Genomic DNA, 13,169 nt, shown 5'->3' on the forward strand with positions numbered 1-13,169 from the left:
TATCAAAATCTTTATTACTTATCTATTTAATATTTTCTTTACAGAACCACCAAGTACAGCAACGATGATCAATATGAATAATGCAATTGCAGATTGAATCCACATATCTGTTACTTTCAACCAAAATGGAATATTGTAGCTTTGTGAGTCTGCATTCAAACCTGTTAAAGGTGTTCCGTCACCCATTGAGTATGTAATGATAAATAGAACGGCAAATAAAGCAATGACCAAAAGCGACATTAATGCTGATTTGGGGTTTGATTTTAATATGGATATAAATTGCCAAATAGCAAAAAAAGCCATACAAATAATTGTTACTATAAATATAACGTATGTCCAATCCAGAAGTAATCCGGTATATACGTATTCTTTATTGTCAGCGGTGGGATCAACCACGCCTCCTCCGAAAAACATACCCAGAACAATAATTGTGATGACAGAGCATACCAATAATGTCCAACTGGATATTTTTCTTATCTTAGTTACTGCCATAATGCTTATTATTTTTTGAATTTAAGGTTGTATTTAATAACCAAGTCAAGCAATGTGATAGAAGCGTCTTCCATCTGGTTCAGGATAGCTTCCAATTTGCTCAATAAATAGTTATAGAATATCTGAAGGATCAAAGCAACGATCAAACCACCTACAGTTGTGATCAAAGCCACTTTCATACCACCAGCAACAACCGTCGGGCTGATATCACCAACCTGTTCGATTTTATCGAACGCCATAACCATACCAACAACTGTACCCAAGAATCCTAATGACGGAGCCATTGCGATAAACAATGTGATCCAAGACATGTTCTTTTCCAAAAGACCACCCTGAACACCACCGTAAGATACGATAGATTTTTCTACAACATCGATACCCTGGTCAATTCTCATCAAACCTTGGTATGCGATAGAAGCGATAGGACCTCTTGTGTCACGAGCGATTGCTTTTGCAGCTTCTACGTCACCTTTATCCAAAGCATCTTCAATACCTTTCAATAATTTAGTAGCGTTTGTTTCAGCTAAGTTTAAATAAATGATTCTTTCCAAACAGAAAGCCAAACCTAAGATCAAAGCAATGGCAACTGTACTCATGAAGTCTGCACCACCTTCGATAAATTTAACTTTTAATGCTTGATACAAACCACCTTCAACTGCTGGTTGAGCAGCGCCTGCTGCTTCCTGCGCGAATGCTACGGTAGAAGTTCCAAGGGCACATAGTCCCAAGAATGCTTTTGCAAATAACTGTTTCATTGTGTGTTTAATTTTTAAGATTAATAATTCTCTTATTTGTTTTTATTTTTATTATTAATAATCATGGTATCATTTGCGGAGAGAGCGGGATTCGAACCCGCGAAACCCTTTAGGGGTTTACACGCTTTCCAGGCGTGCCTCTTCAACCACTCGAGCATCTCTCCAATCGGAGTTTTCTCCCTTTTCAAAACGAGCGCAAAATACGAAAAAATTCCCACATGCAAACGTTTCAGTGCACAAATCTATAGTTTTTGCTTGACATTTACGCAATATCAGAGAAATAAATTTTGATTACCTGCAAAAATATATAACTATATTAGCTTATCTACGCTTTTAAATAATTCCAGCGCATTTTTGCGGGTTGTCAAAACTACTTCATTTATTGATATATTGTATGTTTCAGCCACCTTTTCCGCGGTCTTCCAGATGTAGGCCGGTTCGTTTCTTTTGCCTCTGTAAGGTACCGGGGCAAGATAGGGGGCATCTGTTTCTAAAACGATATGATGAATGCTTGTTTGCTTTATCGTATCGGCTAATTTGGCATTTTTAAATGTGATAACACCATTGATGCCAATCATGAAGTTGGGTAATCTTTTTATTTCTTCAAGTTCCTTATCGTTTCCTGTGAAACTATGGAATACACCTCGCAACTTATCTGCTCCTACTTTATGGATACAATCGAAAACTTCCTGGAAAGCTTCACGGGTATGAATAGCTACCGGAAGATTTAAATCCAAGCTCCATCTGAGTTGTTCTTCGAATACTATTTTTTGTTCATTCAGATATGTTTTATCCCAATATAAATCAATCCCGATTTCTCCAATTGCACAATATGACCTTTTCCCTAAATAAGATTCTGTCTTTTTAAGTGCATCGATATAGTTTTCATCTACACTTGTCGGGTGTAATCCCATCATAGGGAATGCGAAATCCGGATATTTATCACATAAACCATGCATACGGTCTATCGTTGTTAAATCCACATTCGGTAAAAGAAGTGTGTCAATACCTGAATCCTGTGCGGCTTTGACTAAAGTGTCTTGCTCAGGATCAAAATCGTCTAAATATAAATGATTGTGGGTATCTATTATTTTCATACTAAGACTGGCGGTTCATTAAACGGTCGCAAACATCTTTCAATACATATAATTTCTCGTCGGAAACACTAAGTTGGTCTAGGCATTTCATTGCTTCGTCATAATAAGATTGAATTTTGTTTTCAGTCAGAGTTTTTAGGTTCAGTTGATCATATATATGTGTAAAAGATGCGATTTTTTCTTCCGGTTTATATGTTTTTTTACCAAACCATAGATTCATCGTTTCCTTTTGTTCTTTAGAGGCAAGATGCAGGGCATTGACAAGTAAAAATGTTTTCTTATTGCAAAGAATATCTCCTCCGATGTTTTTTCCGAAAGTGGCTGTGTCGCCATAAACGTCAAGTAAATCATCTTGTAATTGGAATGCAAGTCCTATATAGATACCGTATTGGTATAAGTTGTTTGCATCACTCTCGGTGGCACCTCCTAAAATAGCTCCTGTTTTTAAGCTGCAAGCTAACAAAACGGCTGTTTTTAGCCGGATCATTTCAATATATTCGGCTTCGCTTACATTCATCCGCGATTCGAATTCCATATCATATTGTTGCCCGCCGCATATTTCGAGAGCGGTAACAGTGAATAAGTCCAATATCTCTTTTAAGTGTCTGGCTTCGGTTTCTCCGATTAACTGGTAGGCGGCAATCAGCATGGCATCTCCCGAAAGGATTGCTGTATTTGCGTTCCACACTTTATGGACGGTCGGTTTGTTTCTTCTTTTGTCTGCTTCATCCATCAAATCATCATGTAGTAATGTAAAGTTGTGAAAGACCTCAAGTCCCAGAGCTGGTTTTATTGCATTCTCGATAGAGGCATTATATATATTGCACGCCATTAATGTCAGTGCCGGACGTATTCTTTTCCCTCCAAGTGATAAGATGTATTCTATCGGATCATATAAACTTTTGGGAGGATAATTGAATTGAAGGTTTGATATTTCTTCTTCAATTCTCTGTAATATGTCTTTAAATGATAGCATGGATTGATCTTTGTTTTGTGATAAGATGAAATATAACAAAAAAGGCTGCATGTTGTCCGCAGCCTTTTCTGATAATACTATTTGTATACTAATTCAATCTGAATGTGATAGGTACGGTATACTTAACACGTACTGGTTTACCTCTCTGCTTACCCGGTGTCCATTTAGGCATTGAGTTTACCACGCGGATAGCCTCTTTGTCCAATGCTGGGTCTACACCGCGAACTACTTCTGCGTCAACAACAGAGCCGTCGCGGTTGATAACGAATGAGCAGATTACACGTCCCTGAATACCATTTTCCTGTGCAATAACCGGATATTTAACCGATTTACCGAGGAATTTCAATAATTCGGCATCACCACCCGGGAACTTTGGCATTTCTTCTACAACAGTAAAGATAGTCTGTGCAGACTCTTCTTCTTCTTCAACTATTGCTGGAGGTGTATATGTTTGATGCTGAGCTTCCTTCTGGTTGTCTTCAGAGGTTACGATATCTTGTTGCTCCAGATCGGTGTCGTCATCAACAACGGTTAAAACTTCGGCTACTACTTGCGCTGGAGGAGGTGGAGGAGGTGGAGGAGTATTCTCCGGTCTTGTAATCTCAATTTCCTCTTCTGCGATTACGTCAGCAACCTGATCGCTCGCTGTAGCTACCTGAATGTCGCGGTTTCCCCATTCGAAACCTACGAACAGAATGGCTAAACCAACAACAAGTCCCATAAAGGTACTGATTGTCTTGCCTTTTTCCAGGTCCGCTTTCGGTGATTTCTTAATTTCCATATGACTATTTAGTTATAAAATATGTGTTTTCCAATACTGCAAAAATACGAATTATTTTATATGTTGTATACCTTTTTGATATTTTTTCCGTTTCTGATAATGGGAAACCGTATATATGGGAAATAAGCAGGGCTTTTTCCTGATTTGCGGGTGTAAAGTAAAGACAATTTTCTGAATTAATGTATCTTTGGATGCTTTTTGTTGAAAAAATATGAGAAATATATTATTCGTGTTATTCATCTTTGTTTTCGCCGGAACTTCTTCGGCGCAGAATGGCGATGAAGTATTTGATTTTCTTCGGATTCCTAACTCTGCCAGGGTGAATTCCCTGGGTGGGCATAATATATCTATAATAGAAAGAGACCCGTCACTGATTTTTCATAATCCTGCATTATTGGGTGCGGAAATGGATAAAATGGTAAATCTGAATTATATGAACTATATTTCGGATGTTAATGCCGGAAGTGCCCTTTTTACAAAAGCTCTGAAAGAACATAGCGCATGGGGAGTTGGTGCTTCTTTTTTCAGTTATGGTAATTTAAAAGAGACAACCGGAGAGAATCAGATAATAGGCGATTTTTCGGCTAAAGACATCAGTGTGGTAGGATTTTACTCTCACGACCTGAATGACAGATGGCGCGGAGGTCTTTCCTTAAAGTTTTTATACTCGTCTATTGCAGACTATACGTCTATAGGTTTGTGTGTGGATGCCGGGTTGAGCTATTATAACTCCGAAAAAGAATTTTCGGCGGGTATTACGTTGAAAAATATAGGCGCGCAATTAAAGCCCTATGATAATAAGCGCCAGAAAATGCCGTGGGATATTCAAGCCGGTATAAGTAAAAAAATGACGCATGCCCCGATCCGTTTTTCTTTAACGGCAATGTATTTAAACCGGTGGAAGTTTGATTATGTGGATGATTCCGATCAGGAATATAAGGGGGATAACTTCTTTAAAGCTTTAGTAAAGCATTTTGTTATAGGCGTCGATTATATTCCTTCCGACAATTTTTGGATTGGGGTGGGCTTTAATCCCAAAACAAGTTTGGATATGAAGCTACGTGATGGCGGCGGAGCCTTGTCCGGTTTTTCTGCCGGGGCGGGAGTGAAAATAAAAATGTTTGATGTGGGAGCTTCTATTGCCAAATATAATCCTTCCGCATTGTCGCTGATGATCAGTGTTTCTATGACTTTGGACGACTTTAAGAACTAGCCGAATCATTTTTTATTCTTCTTGACGGTCTTGTTTTCAAGGTGAAATTAACTGGGCATACTTTGTCAATTAAAGAAATTGATAAGGCTGTGCCTTTTTTTATGCTTGAAACTTAGTGAATTGGATGTTAGCTGTTAAGTTTATCATGCCTGTTTTTTATATAAAAGATCCTGTACATTTATTCTTTTGACCCTGGTCAAAATTAATTACTACCTAGCTAAAAATTAAATTTTAGCTAGGACAAAATTGATTTTTAGCTAGCTCAAAAGAATATATGTTCCTAATGTTTCTGATAAAATAGTGCTTGTTTCAAAATAAGAAAAAGCTATTTTGATATTAGTCGATAGAAAGGTTGCTTTTTGTAGACGCTTGCATTTTGCAATATATTCCGGACCCTTTCTTACATATTTATATATATGTACGCGTGTACATACATGATAATAATCAATCGCCACGTCGTTTGATTCTACAAATGTCATTATTGTCTGAGGATTGTTGTGAGCGAAGGCTTTGGGTAAAATTAGTATTATTATATTATTTCTTTAATTATTCAATACAAGAAGAATAATACAGGTTTTATGTTATGTAATTAGTTGATTATTAGTATATATATCAAGGTATTGGAGTGACTAGGGAAAACGTTCGTTTTCGTTAGTCATTGCAAAGGTACATGTTTCTTCCATTCCTGCAACCCTTTTCGAATATTTTTTTATCATCCTATCTGCTTTCTTATCAAGAATATAAGCTATCAATTACAAAACAATCGCTTCAGGTTACGAATTGCCTGAAAACAGCTAAAAAAATGACTAATCTAGACCAACGTTTTCCCTAGTCATATTTTATGCGTTCGGAATGATGAAACGCTTTGATTTATAGAACTTTTAATGAACACTATTATTAATATTAATTAATTAGATTATGAACAAAAGATTTTCTACTCTTTTGGCTGCCGCTCTGGTAGCCGGTGGACTATCAGCAAGTGCGCAATATGTTCCTACAGGCGGACATGCAACTGCTATTAAACCCACTGTGAACTATTATCACATTCAGATTAAGGACGCAGCAGTGAATTCTTATTTGGGAGCTACAACTCGCGATGGTAAGGATAGTCTTTATCTAATGTCTCCTGTAAAAGGTGATTTCCAGAATGCTTCTGCATTGGATTCTGCTATGTGGCAGGTTGATCTGTCTGTAGAAACAGACTCTGTATTTTCTTTTGTGAACAAAATTACAAATGCTAAATTAAGTTTTGCAAAAGAAGGAACAGGTATGGTTGCTGATGGCATTTCTAAATGGGCTTGGAAAGGTACTGATGGCGGTTATATCACTAATGGTAGCTCTTTTAGACTGGATACTTTGAGCTCTGATATAAAAGGCATTCCTGCAGGTACTGTAATTTTGTCAAAAGACGGCAAGTTTAATGATAAAGTAGACGGTGTTGTAGCTACAGAATGGATGATTGTGGATGCTGGTACCGAAGTTAAATTGAGTGCCGATGATTTGAATTCAAATGATGGCGGTTATTTTAAATTGGCATTTGGTGCAGAAGTTGCCGGTAATGTGTTTACTGCTAATAAATTGGAAGCTGTTGCAGTAAGCGGAACGCAAGCAAAAGCTGCTAACGTAGCTAATAACGAATGGGTTGCTTCTAATGATGGGTTTACGCCGTCAGATTCAGTTATGTTACGTGTAATAGGAGCAAAAGGTGAAAATAGCCAGTGGACTGGTAAGGCAAATGACACTTTGTTTGTTGTAACAGATACATTGCATTATGCTCCTAATGGCGGTTCAAATTGGAGTGCACAGTCTGGTTATAAATTTGTTTTAGATACATTAACAAATGAAACGAATGAAAAGGCTCAGTTGACGGCAGGTTCTGATACAATTGCTGCAGAAGGACGTAATATCTCTTCTTATTTGTTCGCATTTAAAGTGTATAAGAACAGAATTGCAGGTGATTCACTTGTTATTGGTAGCAACGCTTCTGTAACGTATGAAAAAGATAATGAAGGTCATACGGATTATATTTATAAGAAGGGAACACAACCTGTCTTGGTAAATGTTTCAACAGATAATACGGGTGCTAAGATTGTTACTACTTTAGGTGGTACAAGTGCAGCTTCTCTTCCTTTGATTGAATTTCCTCAAGGAACTAAGTTTACAGGTTTGGATGCAACTAAGAAATATTTTATTCTATATACAGGTGGCAACAATAAGGATAAATATTATGTAGTTGTTCCGTCTGCTGATAATGAAGGTGCTGTAAAATATGAGGCAGCGGCTTCTCCATTAGTACCTTCTACTCAATGGGCTGTTAAGAAATTGGCTTCAGGAAATTATACAATTTTCAATCGTGAGTTTGATGGTGTTAAATTCTTAAATGGTAAAGCTATTTATGAAGCTGGTGATGCTGGTTATAAGATTTCTGCAGATGACAAGAATACATTTAAGTTTGTTGAAGTAGGTGCAACAGACGAATATGTAGGTTATAAGTATTTCAAAGATGCTGATTTGGCCAACTTGTCTGTTTCTTTGAACTTTAATACAACATTCGGAGATGATGTTCCTGTTTATATGAAAGATAAAGACTCTATTCTGTATGCTGCCAAAGGTGAAACTGCTATATCATTTAAGCTTGCAAAAGCTAATGCTGGTGCAGCTACTTATGGCGATGATTTGAAACGTCAGTCTTATATCTTGAAAGAATTCTTAGGAAATCGTGTCTTAGGTATAGATGCTGCCGGTAACTTAAAATTGACGAATCGTACAAAACAATATGTTGCCAATGATATTGCAAATCGTGATACAGTTGCCGTATTATTACGTGCTACTTCTGTTGCTAACAAATATCAGTTGGTTGTATTGAAAGGTAAAGGACAAACTACAAATGATGCATTAACGTTTGAATCTGGTGTTCTTGGCTCAGACTCTCTGGTTGCAACTGCTGGTGGTACAGAAGGCAAATTGTTTACTGATAAATTAGGTTCATTGTTGACAGGTTCATTCTCTGTAGAATTCCCGGATCTTCCTGATTTCGTAAATGTAACAAAAGACAAACCTGCTCATATGGTTATTCGTTCTACAGCTAATAATTCATTGGCTATCACAATGGGTGCTAAGGGTGCTGCATTGTTGAAGAGTACAAGCGATTTGAAAGCTGATTCTTATTCAGAAGATAATTTGAAAATGTATGTTGATACAGCTAAAATGACGGATGCTGCTAAACCTACTTATTATATCCGCACAACTCAGGGTGTAGATTCTGAAGATGTAGAAGCTGGTGTTGCCAATTACTTATCTATTAAAGACGGCAAAGTATCATTCGTTGCAGGAAAGCAGTTTGGTTTGAACGGTGTTGACAGCCTGTTGGTTGGTAACGACAAAGAATATGCTCCTAAAGCTCAGTTCTTGTTTGCTAACACAAAGACAGAAGGTCAGTATAAGATTTATAATGCAGCTTCTAATAAATATTTAGCTCAGAAAAATGGTGTAATCGTTGTTGCAGATGTAGACGATGCTTTTCCTTTCACAACAGAAGTAGTTGATACCCCAACCGGCAACGAATCAACAGAAGCTAACACTATCAGTGTAGTAGCCGGCGAAGGCAACGTAACAGTTTACGGTGCTGCTGGTAAGAAAGTAATCGTATCTAACGTATTAGGTCAGAAGACTACAATCGTTGCAACTTCAGACAGTGAAGTGATTGCTGCTCCTCAGGGTGTTGTAATCGTAGCTGTAGAAGGTGAAGCAGCAGTTAAGGCTGTTGTGAAGTAAACAAGACGATTTTTATTTAAAATAATTTTAATGCTTCATGCGGGGTTAACTCAAGTATCTTGTGATAGGGGAACAAATGAAGCGATATTAATACTAAAGTAATAAAATTAAAGTTTTGGCTGTTGGTACTTTCGGGAGAAAGGAAGACAGTATGACAAACAAAGGCTCCGGTGGTGTAAGCTGCCGGGGCTTTTTTATCGTTGGGATATTTCGTATATTTGTACTTCATTTAAAGGTGAATACAAAATGAAAAAGATAGTTATTGCAATAGACGGATTTTCTTCTTGCGGCAAAAGCACAATGGCAAAAGACTTGGCTAAAGAAATAGGATATACATATATTGATACGGGAGCTATGTACCGGGCTGTCACTTTATACAGCATTCAGCAAGGTTTTTTCTCCGGCAACCGGCTTGATGAAGAAAAGTTGAGAACTTCGATGGATACAATTCGTATTACCCAACGTTTCAATTCTGAAACAGGACGTTCCGATACTTTTCTGAATGGGGTAAATGTAGAAAATGAGATCCGGAGCATGGAAGTGGCAGGTAAGGTTAGTTTGATAGCAGCACTGCCGTTTGTGAGACATGCCATGGTTCCGTTGCAGCAAAAAATGGGAGAGGAGAAAGGTGTTGTAATGGATGGCAGGGATATAGGGACAGTGGTATATCCTGATGCCGAGTTGAAGATATTTGTAACGGCCTCTCCTGAAATACGTGCTCAGCGCCGTTTGGATGAATTAAAGGCAAAGGGTGATACCAAATCTACCTTCGAGGATGTATTGCTTAATGTCAAAGAGCGTGATGAAATAGATTCAACCCGTAAAGAAGGTCCGTTGCGTCAGGCCGAAGATGCTTTGGTTCTGGATAATTCTTACATGACTATTCCTGAGCAAAAGCTATGGTTGTTGCAACAATTCCATAATGTTGCCGGTTCTTAACAATCAATTGTCTGCAAAAATGTTGGAAGTAGAGATAGATAAGAGTTCCGGTTTTTGTTTTGGTGTGGTTACTGCCATAGAAAGTGCTGAAAGGGAATTGAACAATACGGACATTTTGTATTGTTTGGGTGATATTGTGCATAATAGCCTGGAAGTTGAACGTCTTCGTGAGATGGGATTGCAAACGATAGAACATGACGAGTTTGCCCGGCTGAAAGGGAAGAAAGTATTACTTCGTGCCCATGGCGAGCCTCCTTCTACGTATGAAATGGCTGTGCAAAACAATATAACGATTGTAGACGCTACTTGTCCGGTAGTATTACAATTACAACGTAAAATCCATAAGTATTATATTGAGACGCGGGCCGATAATATTCAGCTGGTAATTTATGGAAAAAAAGGCCATGCCGAGGTGAACGGTCTGGTTGGTCAAACTGAAGGAACGGCTATTGTTGTTGAAAAGGTGGAAGATTTGGATAAACTGGATTTTGACCGGGGCATTTGTTTGTTTTCGCAGACTACCAAATCTTTGGATGGTTTTCGCAATGTGGTGGCCGAAATACAAAAACGAATAGCCGACGGAGTGACCTTTAAATATTTTGATACGATTTGCCGCCAGGTAGCCAATCGTTTACCCAATATAAAAGCATTTGCATCCAGCCATGATTGGGTTTATTTTGTTGCCGGAAAGAAAAGTTCAAACGGAAAGATGTTGTTTGAAGAATGCCGGAAGGCAAACCCTAACTCATTGTTTATATCCGAAGCGGAAGAGATTACAGAACCGTTACCGGAAGGCGTGAAACGTGTAGGCGTATGTGGCGCCACATCTACACCTAAGTGGTTAATGGAAAAGGTAGCCGAAAGGATCAAGGAATTGAATGCTAAGGGATGATAAAATGATTAAGATTATATGAAGTTTCGTGGAAAAGGATAGCATGTTGGCTTTTATTTATTACTTTTGCCACGAACAATTAAAATAAAAAGACGCTATGTCTACAGTTAAGTGTATAGGTATTTTAACATCCGGAGGCGATGCTCCCGGAATGAATGCAGCCATTCGTGCAGTAACACGTTCCGCTATATATAATGGAATGGCTGTGAAAGGCATATATCGTGGATTCAAAGGATTGATAACAGATGAAATCGCAGAGTTTAAGACTTCCAATGTAAGTAATATCATTCAGCGGGGCGGTACAATTCTTAAAACAGCCCGTTGCGACGAATTTAAAACTCCGGAAGGCCGTAAGCAAGCATATGATAAATTGAAAGAACATGGCATTGAAGCATTAGTGGCTATCGGTGGTGATGGAACATTGACTGGTGCACGTATCTTTGCCCAGGAGTTTGATTTGCCGGTTATCGGTTTGCCAGGTACTATTGACAACGATTTATATGGTACGGATGTTACCATCGGTTATGATACAGCCTTGAATACTATCATGGAGTGTGTAGATAAAATACGTGATACAGCTACGTCACATGATCGTTTGTTCTTTGTTGAGGTAATGGGCCGTGATGCGGGTTTCCTTGCATTGAACGGGGCTATAGCTTCAGGTGCGGAAGCGGCAATTATACCGGAAATATCTTTGGAAAAAGACCAGTTGGCCGAAATGATAGAGACTGGTTTCCGTAAATCTAAAAACAGTAGTATTGTGCTGGTTGCCGAAAGTGAAGTAACGGGCGGTGCTATAGGTGTTGCAGAGCGTGTCAAAAAAGAATATCCTCAGTTTGATGTGCGTGTTTCTATTCTGGGGCATTTGCAGCGTGGCGGTTCCCCTTCTGCACAGGACCGTATTTTGGCAACACGTATGGGGGTAGCTGCTATCGATGCTTTGTTGGACGATCAGCGTAATGTTATGATGGGTATCCAGAATGACCAGATAGTCTACGTTCCGTTCTCGAAAGCTATTAAAAATGATAAACCAATAAACCGCGACTTGCTGAATACGTTGCGGGTTGCATCAATCTAAATAAAAAAGCCTCAGGGTAAATCCTGAGGCTTTTTTATTTGGTATCTGAACTTGTCTTATTTATTTGTCCCTTTCAGGTTGTCTAAGAATAAATCCATCATCTTTTTTGCTGCTATGAAAGAACTGATTTTATTATTTAATACCTGCTTTTCCGTTGTTTCCAGCATGCTTTCTACAGCCGGGTTGTGATAGAATGTATCCCGTAATGTATCATTGATACTTTCATACATCCAATACTTCGCTTGCTCGTTTCGCTTGAAATAGAAATATCCGTTCTTTTTAGTGAAAGCCATATATTCGCCTACCATATCCCAAATCTCTTTGATTCCTAAATTATAATAACCGGAATAGGTCAATACTTTGGGAAACCATCCTGATTCGGCTGGCGGAAAAAGATGTAAGGCATTGCGGAATTGTGCGGCTGCTAAGTTTGCTTTGTCAATGTTGTCTCCATCCGCTTTGTTGATAATAATACCATCTGCCATTTCCATGATACCGCGTTTAATACCCTGAAGTTCGTCGCCTGTACCTGATAACTGGATTAACAGAAAGAAATCTACCATGGAGTGAACGGCTGTTTCACTTTGGCCAACCCCGACTGTTTCTACAAAGACTGTGTCGAAACCGGCAGCCTCGCATAAAACGATTGTTTCACGGGTTTTACGGGCAACTCCTCCTAACGAACCGGCCGACGGTGAAGGACGGATGAATGCGTTTTTCTCTCTGGATAGAGCTTCCATGCGGGTTTTGTCTCCTAATATACTTCCTTTGGAGCGCTCGCTGCTTGGGTCGATGGCTAGTACCGCCAGCTTGCGCCCTTCGTTTATCAGGTGCATTCCAAAAGAATCGATAGACGTGCTTTTTCCGGCTCCCGGTACTCCCGTTATACCGATACGAACTGACTTTCCTGCGTGGGAAAGACATTTCTCAATAATTTCTTGCGCTATCTTCTGATGTTCGTGTTTTGAGCTTTCAACCAAGGTTACTGCCTGGCTTAATATGGTGATATTTCCTTTTAGGATACCTTCTACATACTCGGATACGGTATATTGTTTACGTTGCAAACGTTTCTTCATATAAGGATTTACAGTCGGAACGTCGGCTACGCCTTGGTTTACTTTTAATCCTTTATATAAATCGTTGTTTTCGGGATGTTCCATATAGATAATTAT

The 13,169-nt window shown here is 38.7% G+C and carries 11 protein-coding genes and 1 tRNA gene; 5 read left to right on the forward strand and 7 right to left on the reverse strand.

Going from position 1 to position 13,169, the window contains the following annotated elements:
• Positions 1-18: 18 nt before the first annotated feature.
• The 6 genes from C4S38_RS03410 to C4S38_RS03435 form a co-directional block, all read right to left on the reverse strand.
• Positions 19-492 (reverse strand): hypothetical protein, encoded by a 474-nt coding sequence (locus C4S38_RS03410; protein WP_103982561.1) that lies wholly within the window; start codon positions 490-492, stop codon positions 19-21.
• An 8-nt stretch (positions 493-500) separates the two neighbouring features.
• Positions 501-1,247, reverse strand: a complete 747-nt coding sequence (locus C4S38_RS03415) for a MotA/TolQ/ExbB proton channel family protein (RefSeq protein ID WP_099464300.1) — start codon at positions 1,245-1,247, stop codon at positions 501-503.
• Between the two features lie 76 nt (positions 1,248-1,323).
• Positions 1,324-1,411, reverse strand: a tRNA-Ser gene (locus C4S38_RS03420).
• 147 nt (positions 1,412-1,558) lie between these two features.
• Positions 1,559-2,344: a TatD family hydrolase gene (locus C4S38_RS03425; protein ID WP_103982562.1), complete on the reverse strand. Its 786-nt coding sequence runs from the start codon at positions 2,342-2,344 to the stop codon at positions 1,559-1,561.
• A 1-nt stretch (position 2,345) separates the two neighbouring features.
• Entirely contained in the window at positions 2,346-3,320 is a 975-nt protein-coding gene (locus tag C4S38_RS03430) for a polyprenyl synthetase family protein (protein ID WP_103982563.1), read from the reverse strand.
• Between the two features lie 88 nt (positions 3,321-3,408).
• Positions 3,409-4,101 (reverse strand): energy transducer TonB, encoded by a 693-nt coding sequence (locus C4S38_RS03435; RefSeq protein ID WP_103982564.1) that lies wholly within the window; start codon positions 4,099-4,101, stop codon positions 3,409-3,411.
• 211 nt (positions 4,102-4,312) lie between these two features.
• On the opposite strand from C4S38_RS03435, the gene porQ reads away from it, so the two are divergent.
• The 5 genes from porQ to pfkA all read left to right on the forward strand — a co-directional run bounded on the left by porQ (position 4,313) and on the right by pfkA (position 11,997).
• Positions 4,313-5,314 carry a type IX secretion system protein PorQ gene (gene porQ, locus C4S38_RS03440; RefSeq protein ID WP_103982565.1) on the forward strand — a complete coding sequence of 334 codons (1,002 nt, stop codon included), beginning with the start codon at positions 4,313-4,315 and terminating at the stop codon, positions 5,312-5,314.
• A 918-nt stretch (positions 5,315-6,232) separates the two neighbouring features.
• On the forward strand, positions 6,233-9,088 hold the full coding sequence (locus C4S38_RS16250) for a DUF6383 domain-containing protein (protein WP_103982567.1): 2,856 nt from the start codon (positions 6,233-6,235) through the stop codon (positions 9,086-9,088).
• Positions 9,089-9,334: 246 nt separating this feature from the next.
• Positions 9,335-10,027, forward strand: coding sequence for a (d)CMP kinase (gene cmk / locus C4S38_RS03455; protein ID WP_099464293.1), 693 nt, complete (start codon positions 9,335-9,337; stop codon positions 10,025-10,027).
• A gap of 19 nt (positions 10,028-10,046) precedes the next feature.
• Positions 10,047-10,919: a 4-hydroxy-3-methylbut-2-enyl diphosphate reductase gene (locus C4S38_RS03460; protein ID WP_103982650.1), complete on the forward strand. Its 873-nt coding sequence runs from the start codon at positions 10,047-10,049 to the stop codon at positions 10,917-10,919.
• A 97-nt stretch (positions 10,920-11,016) separates the two neighbouring features.
• Complete coding sequence (pfkA, locus tag C4S38_RS03465; RefSeq protein ID WP_103982568.1) at positions 11,017-11,997, forward strand: 6-phosphofructokinase; 981 nt, start codon at positions 11,017-11,019, stop codon at positions 11,995-11,997.
• A gap of 56 nt (positions 11,998-12,053) precedes the next feature.
• Here pfkA and meaB read toward each other — a convergent pair whose 3' ends face one another.
• Positions 12,054-13,157 carry a methylmalonyl Co-A mutase-associated GTPase MeaB gene (gene meaB, locus C4S38_RS03470; protein WP_103982569.1) on the reverse strand — a complete coding sequence of 368 codons (1,104 nt, stop codon included), beginning with the start codon at positions 13,155-13,157 and terminating at the stop codon, positions 12,054-12,056.
• Positions 13,158-13,169 lie beyond the last annotated feature (12 nt).

It is taken from the genome of Parabacteroides chinchillae, assembly GCF_900108035.1.
GTDB classification, from domain to species: Bacteria; Bacteroidota; Bacteroidia; order Bacteroidales; family Tannerellaceae; genus Parabacteroides; species Parabacteroides chinchillae.

Excerpts from the sequence above, each read along its gene's own strand:
- pfkA (WP_103982568.1), top strand. The coding sequence starts at position 11,017 with ATGTCTACAGTTAAGTGTATAGGTATTTTAACATCCGGAGGCGATGCT.
- C4S38_RS03435 (WP_103982564.1), bottom strand. The coding sequence starts at position 4,101 with ATGGAAATTAAGAAATCACCGAAAGCGGACCTGGAAAAAGGCAAGACA.
- C4S38_RS03410 (WP_103982561.1), bottom strand. The coding sequence starts at position 492 with ATGGCAGTAACTAAGATAAGAAAAATATCCAGTTGGACATTATTGGTA.
- C4S38_RS16250 (WP_103982567.1), top strand. The coding sequence starts at position 6,233 with ATGAACAAAAGATTTTCTACTCTTTTGGCTGCCGCTCTGGTAGCCGGT.
- C4S38_RS03460 (WP_103982650.1), top strand. The coding sequence starts at position 10,047 with ATGTTGGAAGTAGAGATAGATAAGAGTTCCGGTTTTTGTTTTGGTGTG.
- C4S38_RS03430 (WP_103982563.1), bottom strand. The coding sequence starts at position 3,320 with ATGCTATCATTTAAAGACATATTACAGAGAATTGAAGAAGAAATATCA.
- cmk (WP_099464293.1), top strand. The coding sequence starts at position 9,335 with ATGAAAAAGATAGTTATTGCAATAGACGGATTTTCTTCTTGCGGCAAA.
- meaB (WP_103982569.1), bottom strand. The coding sequence starts at position 13,157 with ATGGAACATCCCGAAAACAACGATTTATATAAAGGATTAAAAGTAAAC.
- C4S38_RS03415 (WP_099464300.1), bottom strand. The coding sequence starts at position 1,247 with ATGAAACAGTTATTTGCAAAAGCATTCTTGGGACTATGTGCCCTTGGA.
- C4S38_RS03425 (WP_103982562.1), bottom strand. The coding sequence starts at position 2,344 with ATGAAAATAATAGATACCCACAATCATTTATATTTAGACGATTTTGAT.
- porQ (WP_103982565.1), top strand. The coding sequence starts at position 4,313 with ATGAGAAATATATTATTCGTGTTATTCATCTTTGTTTTCGCCGGAACT.